We start from the raw sequence: 15984 nt of genomic DNA, 5'->3' as shown, positions 1-15984 counted from the left end.
AATCGTTGTCGCTTACGTTAAAAAAACCGCAAACGTAACCGATAACGATTGCAAACAGAGAGGGCCGCATGGCCGATGGCGGAGCTCCGGTGACCATGAGCGATGTCGCGCGACTGGCGGGCGTCTCCGTGGCAACCGTGTCGCGGGTGGTCAACGGGCGTTACGGCGTCAGCACCGGCACCACCGCGCAGGTCCGTTCGGCCATCGAACGGCTGGGCTACGAGTCGAGTCTGGTGGCGACGAGTCTGCGGCGCAGTCGTACCAATGTCCTGGGTCTGGTGACCCACAGCTTCCAGTCCTATACGGCCGAGGTGCTCAAGGGCGTGATGGAGGCGTTGGCCCGGTCGAGCTTCGATCTGATCGTCTACGCCAACAGCGCCGTCTACGGGACGTACTCGGAGGGCTGGGAGCAACGGCACCTCACCCGCCTGTCGGGCACGCTCACGGACGGGTGCATCGTGGTCACGCCCTGGGGCGAGGTGCGGAGCAGCACTCCGGTCGTGGTCATCGATCCGGTGCGGGATTCGACGGTGCCGTCGGTGACGGCGGACAACCTCTCGGGCGCCGTCACAGTCGTCGAGCATCTGCTGGGCCTGGGCCATCGGCGGATCGGATTCATCGCGGGCCGTTCCAGCCTCGCGGCCGCGTGGTCGCGCGAGGAGGGTTACCGGAGGGCGCTGACCGAAGCCGGCGTGCCGGTCGACCCGGCCCTGATCGGCAGGGGCGACTTCAATCCCGAGTCCACGGTCCCGTTGGCGCGTGAGCTGCTGGGAAGGGCGGACCGTCCGACGGCGATCTTCGCAGCGAGCGACGGGATGGCCCTGAAGGTGCTGGAGGTCGCGAAGGAGCTGGGACTCAGCGTCCCCGGCGACCTGTCGGTGGTCGGATTCGACAACATTCCGGAGTCCGCGCTGGCGGAGCCGGGGCTGACCACGGTGGACCAGTCGATGTACCGGCTCGGACACGAGGCCGCGCGCATGCTGCGATCACTGGTGACCGATGAGTGGGAGGGCCCCCGCCAGATACTGCTCCCGACGCGCTTGGTGGTCCGCGGCAGCACCGCACCGCCGAGGACCACAACAAGACCCTGACAACCCACAGGTGCGGTATCCGGCCGTACCTGACGTCAGGTCAATCGAAAACAGACGCGATGGACGGAGGTGCAGGAACAGAGTCCACACCACATCCACCGATGAATCAGGTCGGTCAGTCGGGCGCAATCCGCTGGCGACCACAAAGGAGATCGGTATGTCACTGTCATTATATCACGGCAGAGTGCGTCCCATGGGCGTACGCCGGCTCTCGGCGGCGGTCGTCGCCGGAGTCATGGCACTCGCGGCGGTGTTGCTCCCGCCGCGATCCGCGGTGGCGGACACGCCCTGGCTGAGCGTCTCCGAGGACGGCTACGCGTCGTTCACCGTCCCGGCGGCCTACGTGCAGACCAACGTGGGCCAGGTGTCCCAGGTCGTCGTCGAGGGGAACTTCGGTCCCTCCTCCGCCTGGGCGGAGTTCGGCCTGACCCGCCGGGGCGACGCCTGGTCGGGGATCCTCGGCCCGCTCAAGCCGGGGCTGTACTCCTACCAGGTCACGGGCGACGACACCAAGGGTCTCAAGGATCCGACGAACGCCACCACCGTGGCGTCCAAGCCTCTGTGGAGCACCTTCCTCGTCCCGGGCGACTCGGCGCGTCTGCTGGCGGACGCGCCCGAAGGGCAGGGCGGCAAGGTCGGGACCCTGACCTACCGGGCCGGGAAGGAGGAGCGGTCGGCTCTGGTCTGGACCCCGCCCGGGTACCCGGCCAAGGGCGGCAAGCCGCTTCCGGTGCTGTACCTGCTGTCCGGCCCGGACAGGAGCGCCACCGACTGGCTCGACCTCGGCCGTGCCAAGCAGATCCTCGACAACCTGTCGGCCGGCGGTTCCATCGAGCCGATGGTGGTCGTGATCACCGACGGTCGCGGACCGGACGACGACAAGGACCTCAAGGACCTCCGCAAGGCCGTCGGGGACGCCTACCGCGTCCATCACGACCGGGAGCACCAGGCGATCGCCGGTGTGTCCGAGGGCGGCTCGCAGGCGTTGCGCGCCGCCCTGACCGGTCCCGGCCAGTTCGCCTACGCCGGCTCGTTCTCGGGTCTCCTCACGGAGATCGCCGGAGGCAGGCCCGGTCCCGGGCCGAACCCCGGTGCCAAGCTGCTGCGCCTGTACACCGGGAACGTGACCGACCCCGCCTACAACGCCACCGTCCGCCTCACGAAGGCGCTGGACCGCGCCCGTGTCAGATACGAGTTCGACGGGGTCAACCCCGACGCCGGGGCGAACTGGACCGCCTGGCAGGAGAACCTGATCGACTTCGTGCCGCGGCTGTTCCGCAAGGCGCCGGACCATGGTCCGAGCGCCGGTCACGAGCCGCTGAAGGGCGAGTTCAACCCGCCGGCGCCCGGCACCACCCCGACGCCGTTCGTGCGGGACCGCTTCGTCACCTTCGAGACCACGACGGACTTCAAGAACGCCCAGCACGTCACCGTGTGGGCGAACATCGCTCCCGGCGGGAGCTGGCTGCGCGTCCCGATGTCCCGTGAGGGCGACCGGTGGCGGGCGACCGTGGGACCGCTGGACCCGTGGTTCTACTACTACCGGCTCATCGTGGATCGGGTCGCGTTCAAGGACGTGTCGAACCCGACGAAGGTGACCACCGAGCCGACCTGGAGCACCTTCTTCATCTCCGGAGAGAGGTCACGCCTGCTCTCGGACGTTCCCGCCGGTCAGGGCGGAAAGGTGGAGAGCCTGACGTACCGGAGCAACGTGGCGAACGCCGACCGGACCGCGTTGGTGTGGACCCCGCCCGGATACGACCCGAACCGCGCGCAGCCGTATCCCGTCTTCTACCTCCAGCACGGTGGCGGTCAGAACTACACGGACTGGGTCGAGATGGGACGCGCCAAGCAGATCCTCGACCATCACTTCCTCGACGGGAAGCTGGTGCCGATGGTGGTCGTGATGGGCAACGGCAACACGTCCGACTTCAACAAGGAGCTGCTGGAGAACATCGTTCCGGCGGCCCGGGCCCGCTACAACATCTCCAGCGACCCGTCTCAGCAGGCCCTGGCCGGCCTCTCGATGGGCGGTGGACAGACGATCGGGGTGCTCAAGGCGTACCCGGGCCGGTTCGCCTACATCGCGGCGTTCTCGGCCGGGTTCGGCAGCGGCAGCGGCGTCGACGTGGCGGCGATCAACAACGGAACCAAGCTGCTGCGCATGTACGTCGGCGATGTGACCGACTTCGTGTACCCGTCGTTCATGGCGGGCCTGACCACGATGAACGACCTCGGCGTCCGCTACGAGTTCGACGGGGTCACCCCTGGGCCGCACGGCTGGGACGTGTGGCAGAAGAACCTCATCGACCTGGCGCCGCGCCTGTTCAAGCGCTAGGTAGGCCCGACGAGGCGGTGCCGCCGGGGCATGGGCGTTCTCCTGCCCCGGCGGTGCCCGCAGCGTACGGGAGCCGGCACGAAGGACAGGACGCGGACCCGGAGGGGAAATCATGTCAACGAAGACGAAGAGAATATTCGCCACCACAGCCATGCTCGCCGCGGCGTGCGTGCTCGCCGCCTGCTCCTCCACCGCGGGAAGCGAAAGCAGCGCGAGGGCGAGCAACAGCGGAAACGACACGACCGGAAACAAGGCGAGCAACTGCACGAACACGATCAGCAAGAAGGACCTGCCGGTCGTGACCTTCTGGGGCTGGTACCCCAACATGCAGCTCGTCGTCGACAACTTCAACAAGCAGAACAACGAGGTGCAGGTCTGCTGGACCAACGTCGGCCAGGGCGGCGACGAGTACGACAAGTTCCAGACGGCCATCTCGGCGGGCACCGGCGCGCCCGACGTGATCATGATCGAGGCGGACCGGATCCCGACCTTCCAGATCCAGAAGGCGCTCGTCGACATCAAGCAGTACGGCTTCGACGCCGTCAAGGCGAACTACGGCCCGGGCGCGTGGAAGGACGTCTCGATCGGCGGCGCGGTCTACGGCGTGCCGGTCGACGGCGGCCCGATGGCGATGATCTATCGGAAGGACATCTTCGACAAGTACAAGATCACGCCGCCGAAGACGTGGGCCGAGTACGAGCAGGCGGCGCAGAAGGTGAAGGACGCGGGAGGCCCGCTGTTCGGCGACCTGGGCGCGAACGTGCCGGCCGTCATGATGGCGCTGCAGATCCAGAAGGGCGCCACTCCCATCACCTACGACCCGGCGAAGCCCGAGTCGATCGGTATCGCGCTGAACGACCAGGCGTCCAAGGACGTCCTGGACTACTGGGGGAACCTCGCGCGGAAGGGCCTGGTCGGGACGCAGGACCAGTTCACGCCGGAGTACATCTCCGGCGTCATCAACGGTAAGTACGCGACGTACATCTCGGCGGCCTGGGCGCCCGGGTACCTCACCGGCGCCGGCGTCGGCAAGGGCAAGGACACCGGCAAGTTCGCGGTGGCGCCGCTCCCGCAGTGGGATCCCGCCAACCCGGTGCAGGTGAACTGGGGTGGGTCGGCCTTCTCGGTGACGAGTCAGGCGAAGAACCCCGAACTCGCGGCGAAGGTGGCGTACGGCCTCTACGCCGACGACGAGTCGCTCACCGACGGCTGGACCAACCAGATCATCTTCCCGCTGAACCTCAAGGCGCTCAACGATCCCAAGTTCGTGGATCTGAAGGTGTCGTTCTTCGACGGCCAGCAGGCGAACAAGGAGGTCTACGTCCCCGCGGCGAACGCCTACAAGGGCATGACCTACAGCCCGTTCGGCCAGTACTACTTCGATGCCATGACGAAGCAGATCGGCGCGGTCATCGAGGGCTCCATCACCGGTGCGCAGGCGGCCGACCGCGTCCAGGAGGACGTGGTGGGCTACGCCAAGGAGCAAGGCTTCACCGTCCAGTGACACCACGGGTGGGCCCGCCGTCCTCGACCGGCCGGCCCACCCGCCACTCCCCAGCATCGACCTCCCGGAGCCCAAGATGACCCTCCTGATCGAGGAGAGTGCGTCGAGCACTCAAGAGAAAACGCACAAGGTCCGCGGCACGGTGCGTCTCCGTGAGCACCTGATGGGATGGCTCTTCGTCGGGCCCTTCGGGCTCGTCTTCCTGGCGCTTCTCATCGCGCCGCTCGCGTACGCGCTGTACCTCAGCCTCTTCCGGAAGAAGCTGATCGGTGGCACCAGCTTCGTCCTGTTCGACAACTACGTGAAGGCGTTCACCGACCCGAGTTTCCTCTCCGGGGCGTGGTTCGTCGTCCGCTTCTCCCTGGTCGCCATCCCGCTGCAGATCGTCATCGCGCTCGCGATGGCCCTCATCCTGGATACCGTCACCTCCGCGTTCGCCCGGTTCTCGCGGCTGATGATTTTCCTTCCGTACGCGATTCCCACGGTCATCGGTGCGGTGATGTGGGGGTTTCTGTACAGCAGGAGCTTCGGGCCGCTCTCCGACATCTTCGGATTGTTCGGCGCAACCGCGCCCGACTTCCTCAGCAGCAACCTGGTCTTCTACGGCCTGGTCAACGTCGTCACCTGGCAGTGGGCCGGTTACTACATGATCATCCTGTACGCCGCGCTGCAGGGCATCGACCCGGCACTCTACGAGGCGGCCCGCATGGACGGCGCCGGCAAGTGGCAGATCGCGCTGCGGATCAAAATCCCGCTCATCGCCCCCGCGCTGCTCCTGATCCTGGTCTTCGCGCTCATCGGCACGCTGCAGTTCTTCAACGAACCACAGTTCCTGCGGTTCCTCGCGGCCGGCACGATCGGGCCGGACTTCACCCCCAACATGTACGCCTACCAGCAGGCGTTCGCACTCGCGAACTTCAACTACGGGTCGGCGATCTCCTTCGCCCTCGGCGGGATCGTGTTCGCCGGCGTCTACGCCTTCCTGTTCTTCACCCGCAAGCGGAGGAGCTTTCTGTGATGACCGGCCGCTCCGGCGCACGCCGCCCGCCACAACGCCACCTGCCCCTGCAGGTGCTCCTCGGCTTCCTGGTCGTCTACTTCCTCGTGCCGTTCTGGTGGGTCATCGTCAACAGTTCCAAGGACGCCCCCGGCCTCTTCGGCGGCGGCAACACCCTGTGGTTCACCGACCGGATCGACTACTTCGAGAACCTCAGGCAGCTGTTCACCTACGACGGCGGCATCTACGGCAGGTGGATCCTCAACTCCACGCTGTACGCGTTCGCGGGCGGGATCGGCGCCACGATCCTGGCCGTCATGGCCGGTTACGGATTCGCCAAGTACCGGTTCGCCGGCAGGCGTTTCGGCTTCTCCGTCCTGCTGGGCGCGTTGATGGTGCCCGCGACCGCCCTGGTGATTCCCACCTTCGTGATGTTCTCCGGGCTCGGCCTGACGAACACGATATGGGCGGTGATCCTTCCGTCACTGCTCAACCCGTTCGGCGTCTACCTGATGCACGTGTACGCGCGCGACGCGGTCCCCGACGAGATCCTGGACGCGGCGCGGGCCGACGGCGCGGGTGAAGTGCGGACGTTCCTGCAGGTCGCGCTCCCGCTGATGCGGCCCGCGGTGGTCACGGTGCTGCTCCTGTCCGCCGTGGCGTCCTGGAACAACTACTTCCTGCCCGTCGCCATGCTCTCCGACAACCGCCTTTTCCCCGTCACCGTCGGACTCGGCCTCTGGCAGGGAATCGCCTCCGCGAACAACGCGGGCAGCACCTCCCTCTGGAGCCTGATCATCCTGGGCGCGCTGGTGTCGGTGATCCCGCTCATCGTCGCCTTCTTCACCCTGCAGCGGCACTGGCGCGGCGGACTGTCCGTCGGGGGCCTGCGCTGACGCGGCCGACGTCACTTCCAGCCGGTCCGCTGCCGCAGCCATGCCAGCGCCACCCTGCCCTGCGCGAGCTGGAAGGCACGCAGGGTGGGGAGGCCGGGCGGCGGGGGCAGGAGCCCTCGCTGCAGGAAGTAACCGGTCATCGCGGCGAGAACGGCGGTGACTGCTCCGGGATCGGCGTTCCTCGCGGCCGGGTGGCCGTCGAAGATCTGGGCCGGTGGTGGCCCCCCTTGCATGGTCACGCTGGGCAGCATCCCGAGCAGGTCGAACCACGGCGCGGCCAGGCACGCGTGGGGCCAGTCCACCACGAGCACCCGGCCGTCGGCCGTGAGCAGCAGGTTGTCCGCCCGTAGGTCGGCGTGGGCGAGGCAGTCGCCCTCGGCCGCCTGCCCCCATCGCTCCTCCAGTTCCGCCAACCGCGGCAGGTGCCGTACGGCCCAGGGGCCGAGGACGGCGGCCGGGTCCGCGCCGTCCGCGGCCAGGCGCCGCCAGCCCCGGAACTCGTCGTCGAGCTTCTCGGCGGCGGCCGGCACCTCGATCGGGGCGGGGGTGAGCGCCTCGGCCATGCGGGCCAGCGCGTCGAGCACGAGGGCCAGCTCGTCCGGCACCCACGGCTGGGCGGGCAGGCGCCCCTCCACGTCCTCGAACAGCAGCACCACCCAGCCGTCCCGGTCGAAGGAGGCGAGCAGCCGGGGCGCGGGCACGCCGGCCGGCAGCGCGGCGGCCACCCTGGCCTCGGCGCGGTGGAAGGCGGGGCTGTCGGGGTTGGGCTGTGGGCCGACCGCCTTGACGAACGCCCTGCCGCCGCCCGCGAGCCGCAGCCGGGCGGCCACACCCGGTGAGAAGCCCCCGGGCTGCGTGACCGCCTCGGCCACCCGATCGCCGAGATGACCTTCCACCGCGAGCCGCAGGTCCTCGGGCACCGCCGACCACGGGATCCGCACGCCCTCTGCCGGTGGCGGAAGCTGCTCCTGACTCATCCCGGCATGATCTGGCTCTACGTACGCCCAGGGCAATCGAGTTTCCCGGAGTGTGCGGGTGCGGCGGGCTAGGAGTCGCCGGTCGCGTGGCACAGTCGGGCGAAGGCGTGGTCCGCGTCGGCGACCGCCTCGGGTCGCACGTCGTGTGCGGTCCGCCCGCCGGCGATCTTCTGCCAGTTGGTCCGGGCCAGTACGCGTTGGACCGCGATCACCTGGGCGGCTTGCAGCCGGCCCCGGACACCCGGATCGAGGACGGCGGCCAGCGCGTCCTCATCGTCGAGCATGTACTGCAGGAGCCGTCCCGCCAGGCTCGGGGTGGTGAACACCAGCCGATGGAACGCCACCACCTCGGGATGATCGTTGAGGCCGGTGACCGGCTCGAAGCGATCGAGACCGGCCCGGAAATGCCGGTGCAGCGCCGTGATCGGCGGGATATCCGGGTGCCGATCACGGACCACGCGTGCGGCCTCACCGTTGTGGTCCGCGAAGCGGTGCAGGATCAGGTCTTCTTTTGTGGCGAAGTAGCGGAACAGCGTCGGTTTCGACACCTCGGCCATCTCGGCGATGTCGGACACCGAAACCTGCTCGAACCCGCGCGCCAGGAACAGCGAGATCGCCGCGTCAGCGATCGCGTCCCGGGTCCGTACCTTCTTGCGGGCCCGCAGCCCGACCGGCTCGCTCACCGTGTCAGACTAACATTTGTTACTGAGTTGCTTTTTTAACTCGGTAACGAAAAGATGGCGGCCATGGAACAGACAGTGCTCGTCACCGGGGCGACCGGACGCATCGGCCGCGCCGTGGTCGACCAGCTGATCGATGCGGGCGTGCCGGTCCGTGCCCTCGTGCGACGCTCCGAGGCCGCGGTGACGCTGCCCCCCGACGTCGAGATCGTCAACGGCGATCTCACGGTGCCCGAATCGCTCGGCGCCGCGCTGCAGGCCGTAAGTACGGTCTTCCTGGTCTGGACCGCCCCGCCGCAGACCGCGGCGGCCGTCGTCGACCTGCTGGCCGCCCACGCGCAGCGGGTCGTCTACCTGTCCGCACCGCACCGGACCCCGCACCCGTTCTTCCGGCAACCGAACCCGATGGCGGCGCTGCACGCCGAGATCGAGCGGCTCATCGCGGCCACCGGACTCGACTCGACGATCGTCCGGCCGGGGATGTTCGCGTCGAACGCCCTGTTCTGGTGGTCCGCCGCGATCCGTGGCGACGGGGTGGTCCGGTGGCCGTACGGCGCGGCCGAGACGGCTCCGGTCGACGATCGAGACGTGGCCGCGGTCATCGCGCGGACCCTGCGCGAGGGCGGACACGCCGGCGGCGACTACGTCCTGACCGGCCCCGAGTCCCTCACCCAGGCCGAACAGATACGGATCGTCGGAGACGCGCTGGGCAGCCCGCTGACGTTCGAGGAAACGCCGCCCGACGAGTTCCGGCGCGAGACCCCAGAAGCCTCGCGCCCGGCCGCGGACATGCTCCTGGCGGCGTGGAACGCCGCGACGGGACGCCCGGCATACGTCACCTCGACGGTGTCCGACCTCCTCGGGAGGCCGGCGCGAACCTTCCGCCAGTGGGTCACCGATCACGCCACATCGTTCACCGGGAAACCCGCCCCGATGAATTGAGGCTTCCGCGCCGATTCGCCTGCGAAAGAAATGCCTCACAAGAAGTCCTTTCTTGTGAGGCAGGCGCTCTCAGTTCTCACCCCTGCTGCTGTTGCTGCTGGCCGTCGTCCCCCTGCTGTTGTTGCTGCTGGCCGTCGCCGTCCTGCTGTACGACCGGGGACGCGTGGGCCGGTGCGGCCTGTAACGTCACCGGGACAGCAGCCGAGGCGGCTAATGCGCAAGCCGCGAGAGTCTTTCGGAACATTGGAGTCACCTTCGAAGCGCAACGCCGCCGGAGGCATGATGGGGCGAGAGGCGGGTAGTGGGCGCTTCCGTAGCACGGTGACGAGCGCCTCGTGTGGCCGATGTTGCCGTACCTTGGTCGGGGACTGGGTTGTACGGCGGTGACGCTTCGCGGGTAGGAGGCGGTGATCACGGTGCCTCCGAAGGGGATCGTGTTCGACGTGGATCATGGTGCCTACGGCAGGTGGGCGGTCGTCCACGTCACGGGGGACCTCGATTGGACGAGGTCTGCCAGCTTGCTCGACACGGTTGAGCGCCTGTGGGACCACCTCCGCGACGGCTGTCTGGTTCTGGACTTCGGCCCCATGCGCTTCTGCGACTCCTCCGGCATCTCCCAGTTGATCAGAGTGTTCCGGGGCTGCCAGGAGCACGGCATCCGGATGACTTTGGCTGCTCCACCGGCCTTTTTCCGGCGCATGCTCAACACGACCGGTCTGATCCAGTTGTTCGAGATACATGAGACGTTGGAGCAGGCTTTGAGCGGTCTGGACGGCTGGGGGCCGGACGCGAACGCGGCCCCCGCTTCGTCGATCTGAGCTGCGAGCGGATGCCGTCGGGCGCTGCCGGCGGTGCGGAGCGCCGCCCTTGACGCGATGACGACGAGGGCGACGGCCCGGCCGGGCGGCTGACTCCGGCTTGCCAAGGGGTGCACACGAAGCGGCGGAGTGTGGCGGACCCCGAAAGTGCCGCGTATGGCCGTGAAAGCTAGTGTTGATGCACATAAGTGGTGACTTGCCCCATTGCCGCGCCTATGCCGGGAGGTGAGGTGGCGACCGCGAAAGTCAGGTCCGAGAGCCACGCCGAACAGCCGCAGGCGGAGCAGCTCGGCGTTGTGTGGGCCTCGGACGAAGGGCACTGGAGCGCGCAGACGCTGACGCTGGCTCTCCAGCAGGCGGTGACGAGCCTGGGCGGCCTGGGCGCCCTCGTGCACAGGTGCGATTCCGCTACCGGTCGCCTGCACCTGGCGGCGGCCAGCGGGCTTCTGCCGGAGACCGCCGAGGTGTGGGCGGATCTTTGCACCGCGCAGGACGTGGCGCCCACACGGGCCGTGCGGCGTGGTGGCTACGTCTGGGTGTGCGGGGACAGCTTGGGGATTGGGGCAGCCGGCACGGCGGCACTGCCCCTCCCGGGTGCCGACGGGCCGGTCGGGGTGTTGTCCGTGCTCACGACAGGGCCCGCCGAGCCGGACGACGAGCAGCGTTCCTTTCTCGGTGCGGTAGCGGCATGGGCCGCTGCGCGCCTGGAAGGCTTGCCCGGCACGGCGCCGGGCCTTGCTTCGGCGGCAGGGTCCGAGAAGACGGTCCGGATGGGCGAGCTGACCGCGGCGCTCGCCGAGGCCGTCACCAGCCGGGACGTCGTGCAGGCCGTCGCGGACCATGTCCTGCCTCCGTTCTGTGCCGACGGGCTCGTGGTCTGGCTGATCGAAGGCGACCGAGTGGATGTGGTCGGCGCCGCCGGGTACCCACCGGAATTCCTCAGTCTTCTCGACCGGGTCCCGCTCACCGAGACCGCATCGGTGATGGATGTGCTGACGAGCGGTACTCCCCGGTTCATCGGATCGCGCGCGGAGTATCGCCGGCGCTATCCAACGATGAAGATCGTGGCGGAGGCGTCACCGAAGAACGCCTGGGCGCTCCTGCCCGTGATCGCCTCCGGGCGGGCCATCGGCGTATGTGTGGTGTCGTTCACCCGGGAGCGTGTCTTCAGCGACGAGGAGCGCACCCTGCTGACGGCGTTGAGCGGTCTGGTCGGCCAGGCGCTGGAACGGGCCCGGTTGTACGACATGGAACACGCCCGCGCACAGGAACTGCAGCGCGGCCTGCTTCCCCGGGAGCTTCCCCGTCTCCCCGTGGCCTGCGCCGCTGCGCGCTACCTGCCCGCGGGCCGGGGCGAGGAGGTGGGCGGCGACTGGTACGACCTGATCCCGCTGTCCGGCAGCCGGGTCGCCATCGTGATCGGCGACGTCATGGGACACGGCATCACCGAAGCGGTCACCATGGGTCGCCTGCGCACCGCTGTACGCACCCTCGCCGACCTCGACCTGCCGCCCGACGAATTGATCGGCCACCTCAACGACCTGGTCAGCGACCTCGGTGACGACTTCTACGCCACCTGCCTGTACGCCGTCTTCGATCCCACCACCCGGACCTGTACGCTCTGCCTGGCCGGCCATCCCCCACCGGTCATCGTCTACCCCGACGGCACCGTGCTGTGCCCCTACCTGGCCGCCGATCCGCCGCTGGGCGCCGCGGAACCGCCCTTCGAGATCCACGAATTGCATCTGGCCGAGGAGAGCCTGCTGGTGCTCTGCACCGACGGCCTGGTCGAATCCGCCACCCGCGACGTCGACCAGGGACTGGCTCAGCTCTGCCGGATCCTGGCCCAGGCCGTGCCCCGCATTCCTCACCTCTGGTCAGGAGACCAGTGCGACAACGTCGGGTGCCTGGAAAATCTCTGCGACACGGTCGTTTCGGCGCTGCTGCCCGCCCGTGAACAGACCGACGACGACGCCGCCCTGTTCATCACTCACACCCGTGGTACCGCCGCCGACGATGTCGCCACCTGCAGCCTCCCCGACGATCCCAGGGCAGCCGGACAGGCCCGCAGATATGTCCGCAAACAATTGGCCACCTGGGGACTGGACGAACTGACGGTCACCACCGAACTTCTGGTCAGCGAGCTCGTCGGCAACGTGATCCGGCACGCGAAGGGCCCCGTATGCCTGCGCCTGCTGCGCAGCCGCTCTCTTATCTGCGAGGTCTACGACGGCAGCCTCAGTACCCCGCGCATCCGCCACGCCTCCTACACCGACGAAGGCGGCCGGGGCCTGCAGTTGGTGGCTGCCCTCTCCCGGCGCTGGGGCGCCCGCTACCTCTATGACGGCAAATGCATCTGGACCGAGCAATCCCTCCCTGCTGACGACCACGCGAAACGGCCCCTCGGATGAGATGGACTCTCCTGGTGGCTGGGGGCCGAGGCCGAACGTAGAAGACTCCCACGCCTCCGGCGCCCTAATGACAAGCTGATCGCTGACGGAATGGGCAATCTCTGCGTCTGCGGCGATAACGTGCGGCTGTGACACACGGGCACCGTTTGTTTGACAACCCTCCTGTAGAGGAGCACGACCCCGCCTCCACGGTGTTGGAAGGGGTGCTGCACAACGCGGCACTAGAGGGCGAGGCTGCTGACGTGCTGGTGGGCCTGGCACTTCAGGATGAGAATCAGGCGTTCGTGGAAGGCTGGTGCATCAAGCTCGGTCGACAGCTTGCCCCTGGAAGTCCTCTACTCGGTCTCGTGGGACTCTGCGTCGGCCACCTGGCTCGACGTTTCGGTTATGTGAGCGATGAAGCCGCCTCTCTTGTCGTCGACCTCGCGAACCGCTCGAAGGCCGACCCCGCTGATGTAGACGCCCGCGCGCGGGATGGCCTGGATGACGTCATCCTCTTCGGAGGACGGAATGTCCGGCTGGGCCTTTCGGGCGCGAACGGGGAAACACAGTGATCGATCGTCTGGCGCGTGTCGCGACCACATTCTTCGCTTTACTGGCAATCGGCGCTTGCTCCACGTCACCTGCAAACCCGCTGGTGAAGGACCCGGCCCCAGTGGCCGCTGATCAAGCTGAAGGGTCTTACTGACAAACCGAAGCTGCCCGACGAGGCGGAGCGAGCCCTGGCGCAGGTCAGGGTCGGTTCGTACGACATGCTTGCGTGGATCAACTCCTCCGGTCTGTGACGGGCTGTCCAGCTCAGAGTGGAGCGTTCACACCGATCTGAGCATGTACGTCGACATGACCAAGTCCGAGGGGCGCTCGGAGCGGCCAGAGGGATTCTCGGGACCGGTGGAGCCGGCGGTGAGCAGTGTCTACGGCACCAAGGTGAGCCTGTTCTGCACCCTCACCAGGATGCTGATCAGGGTCTCTGAAGAGACGTCGCAGCCTTTTGTCTCCGGCGAAGCGGTCGCGCAGCTTGTCAATGGTGGGCTCAACGCCGTCGTCGGCTCAGCGGAAGCCCAGAGGGAGTCGCCGCCCCGTGCGACCGTGACCCGGGGCGGGTAGGGGGTTCGGCCGAGAGGTCGGCTTCGAGGGAATGCCGGCTGCGATTCGCGACCTGGTCAAGTCAGGGAGAACCGAGCAAGCCTGCGGCCTCCTCGCCTCTCCTGGCGACGCCAGGGAGCAGTGAATGCCCTGGGCTCCGAGCGGCGCTGCACTCGTCGCTTTCCAGCGGCAGGGACCGAGGTCTGCTCCTGCCGGACGAATGGTGAGTTCAGCGAGAAGACTGGCAGTGGGGTTTACGCCACCGCGAACGACGTCCGCCGAGGGGAACCCGGATCACTGTCGCCGTGTGCTCACTCGCCGGCTGACCCGGTGCCACCGCACATTCGCGCCTGAAGACCGAATTTGCCGATTCGGTGGGCGGCGGCTTCGATGAGCTTCGTGTCCCGCCCGTTCTCCGTGCCCGCACGCCGACATCGGCCCGTCCGCCGAGCGCTTGTCATCGTCTTGATGATCATGTGCCTCGGTCCGCTCGTGCTGACGGGCTGCACCCGATCGGACGAGCCGCCGTCCCTGCCGCCCACTGGCGTTTACGCGCATGACGCAGCAAGTGAGAACTCGCAGGCCGAGCCGGCTCCTACGGACGGTACGGCAGGGGCTCTCACTCGGTCGTTGAGGGAGGCGGGTTGGTTCTGTGCGCAGGTGCGAGCCAATGCGGACGGCCGTGCCTTGTGGTGCCGAATCGGTCACCGCGATGAGGCGGACGGGGTCTATCCGCAGGTGGCGCAGTTTCTGCTGGACCGCGACGACCGGCTCGCCTGGGCGTGGTTTCCGTCCCCAGGGGAGGCGAACCATGAGGACGATCAGGTTGCCGCGGCCGCGGCACCGGCGCTGACCGCGATCTGGCCCGACGCCGGTGATCGCGTGCGGCAGGAGATCGACGACTTCAATCGCGATCTCCAGACCCCTACGGCGCGGCGGAGCGACGATATCCCCCGGACGGGGTGGCGGGACACGCACGCGGACTACAGCTACGACGGACACAATGGACTGGTCGTCACCGCCCTGGACGCTTCTGTGCGGCGCTGGCCGTTCGGCTCCGAGCACTACGCGACCACGATGAGCTTCGCTGTTGATGATCTCCTGGCCGGTGGTTACGACTGCTTCTATCCACCCCAGCAGAGCTGCAACCGCCCCCAGTCGAACGGTTACTTCCGGGTCGCCCTCCATGGTGATCAGATCGTCTCGGCCCAGTTCGGAGTCGGCAGCCTGATCAAGTCGGGGCGGCAACGACACCTGCTCAGCGAGGAGTTTCCGCACGGCCTCACTTTTCTTACCGAGGCGGTCCGCCGACCGGTCACGGAGCGCATCGAACAGTCGCGGCGATCCGGCACCAGTTTCGCCGGCGTTGTGGCCGGAACGGTCGTGATCATCGACGCGCGCCGGGGCGTTGTCGACGGAGACGACCTCGTGGCGTACTTCGACATCCAGATCGGCGCCCCGCTGACCGCCACCTGATCGCGCAGGCCGGAGTGGTACATCGGACCGCTGACAACGTCACGGCTGGTGTCTCTGGAGGTGGATTGAGGGTCCTGTCCCGTGGACGTGCTGATCCGCTGCCTCGGCCAGCGGACTCCCGAGGAAGCGCCGGGGGAAGTGTCGTAGGCGAATGACAGGATCATCGTTGTGGCAGATGTAGACGATGTCATTCGGCGGGTATCAGCGAAGGCTCTCTCGGTCGAAGGGCAGTTGCCCCCTACCGCGGAGGCGGAGGAACTGGTTCAGGCAGAGAAGCAACTGGGCTTCCCGTTGCCTCCGGTGCTTGCCAGGCTTTACCGCGAGGTGGCCAACGGCGGGTTCGGCCCCGATTACCAGTTCTTCCCGCTTCTGGGAGAGGGGCGTACCGCGGTGAGCGTCTATCTTGAAGAACGCTCGATGTCGCTGTCCTGCGCCGCAGCCTTCTGGCCTGCGGGAGTCCTTCCGATCCTCGACTGGGGCTGTGGCATGTACGCCGCCGTGGACTGCCAGAGTTCCGAGGGCGCCGTGTTGCTCTTCGACCCGAACCCGATCGACAACGACGATTGGCACCTCGCCTGGTTCGCCGACTCCAAGAGCCTGATCAATTGGCTGGAAACGTGGCTATCGGGCAGGGGTTGGTACGAGGAAGACACCGACGGTGGCGGTGACATGCAGCCGTGGGAGATGGCAAGGGCCCGCTTGTCGGAAAGTAGCTAATACGTGATCAGACCGGAGGAGGAGAGCTCCCGCCGGAGGCGTTCGTAGGCT

14 protein-coding genes are annotated in these 15984 nt (G+C 67.7%); 12 read left to right on the top strand and 2 right to left on the bottom strand.

Annotated features, from left to right (window positions below; translation table 11 throughout):
• Nucleotides 1-95 precede the first annotated feature (95 nt).
• The 5 genes from FED44_RS11235 to FED44_RS11215 all read left to right on the top strand — a co-directional run bounded on the left by FED44_RS11235 (nt 96) and on the right by FED44_RS11215 (nt 6826).
• Entirely contained in the window at nt 96-1091 is a 996-nt protein-coding gene (locus tag FED44_RS11235; protein ID WP_244301840.1) for a LacI family DNA-binding transcriptional regulator, read from the top strand.
• A 157-nt stretch (nt 1092-1248) separates the two neighbouring features.
• Nucleotides 1249-3429 (top strand): alpha/beta hydrolase-fold protein, encoded by a 2181-nt coding sequence (locus FED44_RS11230; protein WP_138460577.1) that lies wholly within the window; start codon nt 1249-1251, stop codon nt 3427-3429.
• A gap of 112 nt (nt 3430-3541) precedes the next feature.
• Entirely contained in the window at nt 3542-4933 is a 1392-nt protein-coding gene (locus tag FED44_RS11225) for an extracellular solute-binding protein (RefSeq protein ID WP_208758913.1), read from the top strand.
• 76 nt (nt 4934-5009) lie between these two features.
• The gene (locus tag FED44_RS11220; protein ID WP_111697739.1) at nt 5010-5951 is read left to right on the top strand and encodes a carbohydrate ABC transporter permease; all 942 of its coding nucleotides are present in this window, start codon (nt 5010-5012) and stop codon (nt 5949-5951) included.
• A complete protein-coding gene (locus FED44_RS11215; RefSeq protein ID WP_111697769.1) occupies nt 5951-6826 on the top strand; it encodes a carbohydrate ABC transporter permease in 876 nt (291 codons plus the stop codon). Before FED44_RS11220 ends, FED44_RS11215 begins: the two co-directional genes overlap by 1 nt.
• 11 nt (nt 6827-6837) lie before the next feature.
• On the opposite strand, the gene FED44_RS11210 is transcribed toward FED44_RS11215, so the two are convergent.
• The gene (locus tag FED44_RS11210) at nt 6838-7803 is read right to left on the bottom strand and encodes an aminoglycoside phosphotransferase family protein (RefSeq protein WP_138460576.1); all 966 of its coding nucleotides are present in this window, start codon (nt 7801-7803) and stop codon (nt 6838-6840) included.
• 68 nt (nt 7804-7871) lie between these two features.
• On the bottom strand, nt 7872-8486 hold the full coding sequence (locus FED44_RS11205; RefSeq protein WP_138460575.1) for a TetR/AcrR family transcriptional regulator: 615 nt from the start codon (nt 8484-8486) through the stop codon (nt 7872-7874).
• Nucleotides 8487-8549: 63 nt separating this feature from the next.
• Between FED44_RS11205 and FED44_RS11200 the strand changes: the two genes are divergently transcribed.
• The 7 genes from FED44_RS11200 (at nt 8550) to FED44_RS11170 (ending at nt 15933) form a co-directional block, all read left to right on the top strand.
• Nucleotides 8550-9425: an NAD(P)H-binding protein gene (locus FED44_RS11200; protein ID WP_187406069.1), complete on the top strand. Its 876-nt coding sequence runs from the start codon at nt 8550-8552 to the stop codon at nt 9423-9425.
• A gap of 407 nt (nt 9426-9832) precedes the next feature.
• A complete protein-coding gene (locus FED44_RS11195; protein ID WP_138460574.1) occupies nt 9833-10243 on the top strand; it encodes an STAS domain-containing protein in 411 nt (136 codons plus the stop codon).
• Nucleotides 10244-10473: 230 nt separating this feature from the next.
• Nucleotides 10474-12654: an ATP-binding SpoIIE family protein phosphatase gene (locus FED44_RS11190; protein WP_208758912.1), complete on the top strand. Its 2181-nt coding sequence runs from the start codon at nt 10474-10476 to the stop codon at nt 12652-12654.
• 128 nt (nt 12655-12782) lie between these two features.
• On the top strand, nt 12783-13208 hold the full coding sequence (locus FED44_RS11185; RefSeq protein WP_187406070.1) for a hypothetical protein: 426 nt from the start codon (nt 12783-12785) through the stop codon (nt 13206-13208).
• A gap of 274 nt (nt 13209-13482) precedes the next feature.
• Entirely contained in the window at nt 13483-13761 is a 279-nt protein-coding gene (locus tag FED44_RS11180) for a hypothetical protein (protein ID WP_138460572.1), read from the top strand.
• Nucleotides 13762-14400: 639 nt separating this feature from the next.
• A complete protein-coding gene (locus tag FED44_RS11175) occupies nt 14401-15216 on the top strand; it encodes a hypothetical protein (protein WP_244301831.1) in 816 nt (271 codons plus the stop codon).
• Between the two features lie 168 nt (nt 15217-15384).
• On the top strand, nt 15385-15933 hold the full coding sequence (locus FED44_RS11170) for an SMI1/KNR4 family protein (RefSeq protein WP_138460571.1): 549 nt from the start codon (nt 15385-15387) through the stop codon (nt 15931-15933).
• The last annotated feature ends 51 nt before the right edge of the window (nt 15934-15984 follow it).

Source organism: Microbispora triticiradicis (assembly GCF_005864065.1).
In the GTDB taxonomy this organism is placed as follows: Bacteria; Actinomycetota; Actinomycetes; order Streptosporangiales; family Streptosporangiaceae; genus Microbispora; species Microbispora triticiradicis.
The sequence above is the reverse complement of the archived record's forward strand: the minus strand, read 5'-3'. Positions and strand labels throughout refer to the sequence as shown.

What these genes read in the sequence shown, in the direction of transcription:
- FED44_RS11235 (WP_244301840.1), top strand. Translation starts at nt 96, where the DNA reads ATGAGCGATGTCGCGCGACTGGCGGGCGTCTCCGTGGCAACCGTGTCG.
- FED44_RS11230 (WP_138460577.1), top strand. Translation starts at nt 1,249, where the DNA reads ATGTCACTGTCATTATATCACGGCAGAGTGCGTCCCATGGGCGTACGC.
- FED44_RS11225 (WP_208758913.1), top strand. Translation starts at nt 3,542, where the DNA reads ATGTCAACGAAGACGAAGAGAATATTCGCCACCACAGCCATGCTCGCC.
- FED44_RS11220 (WP_111697739.1), top strand. Translation starts at nt 5,010, where the DNA reads ATGACCCTCCTGATCGAGGAGAGTGCGTCGAGCACTCAAGAGAAAACG.
- FED44_RS11215 (WP_111697769.1), top strand. Translation starts at nt 5,951, where the DNA reads ATGACCGGCCGCTCCGGCGCACGCCGCCCGCCACAACGCCACCTGCCC.
- FED44_RS11210 (WP_138460576.1), bottom strand. Translation starts at nt 7,803, where the DNA reads ATGAGTCAGGAGCAGCTTCCGCCACCGGCAGAGGGCGTGCGGATCCCG.
- FED44_RS11200 (WP_187406069.1), top strand. Translation starts at nt 8,550, where the DNA reads ATGGAACAGACAGTGCTCGTCACCGGGGCGACCGGACGCATCGGCCGC.
- FED44_RS11180 (WP_138460572.1), top strand. Translation starts at nt 13,483, where the DNA reads ATGTACGTCGACATGACCAAGTCCGAGGGGCGCTCGGAGCGGCCAGAG.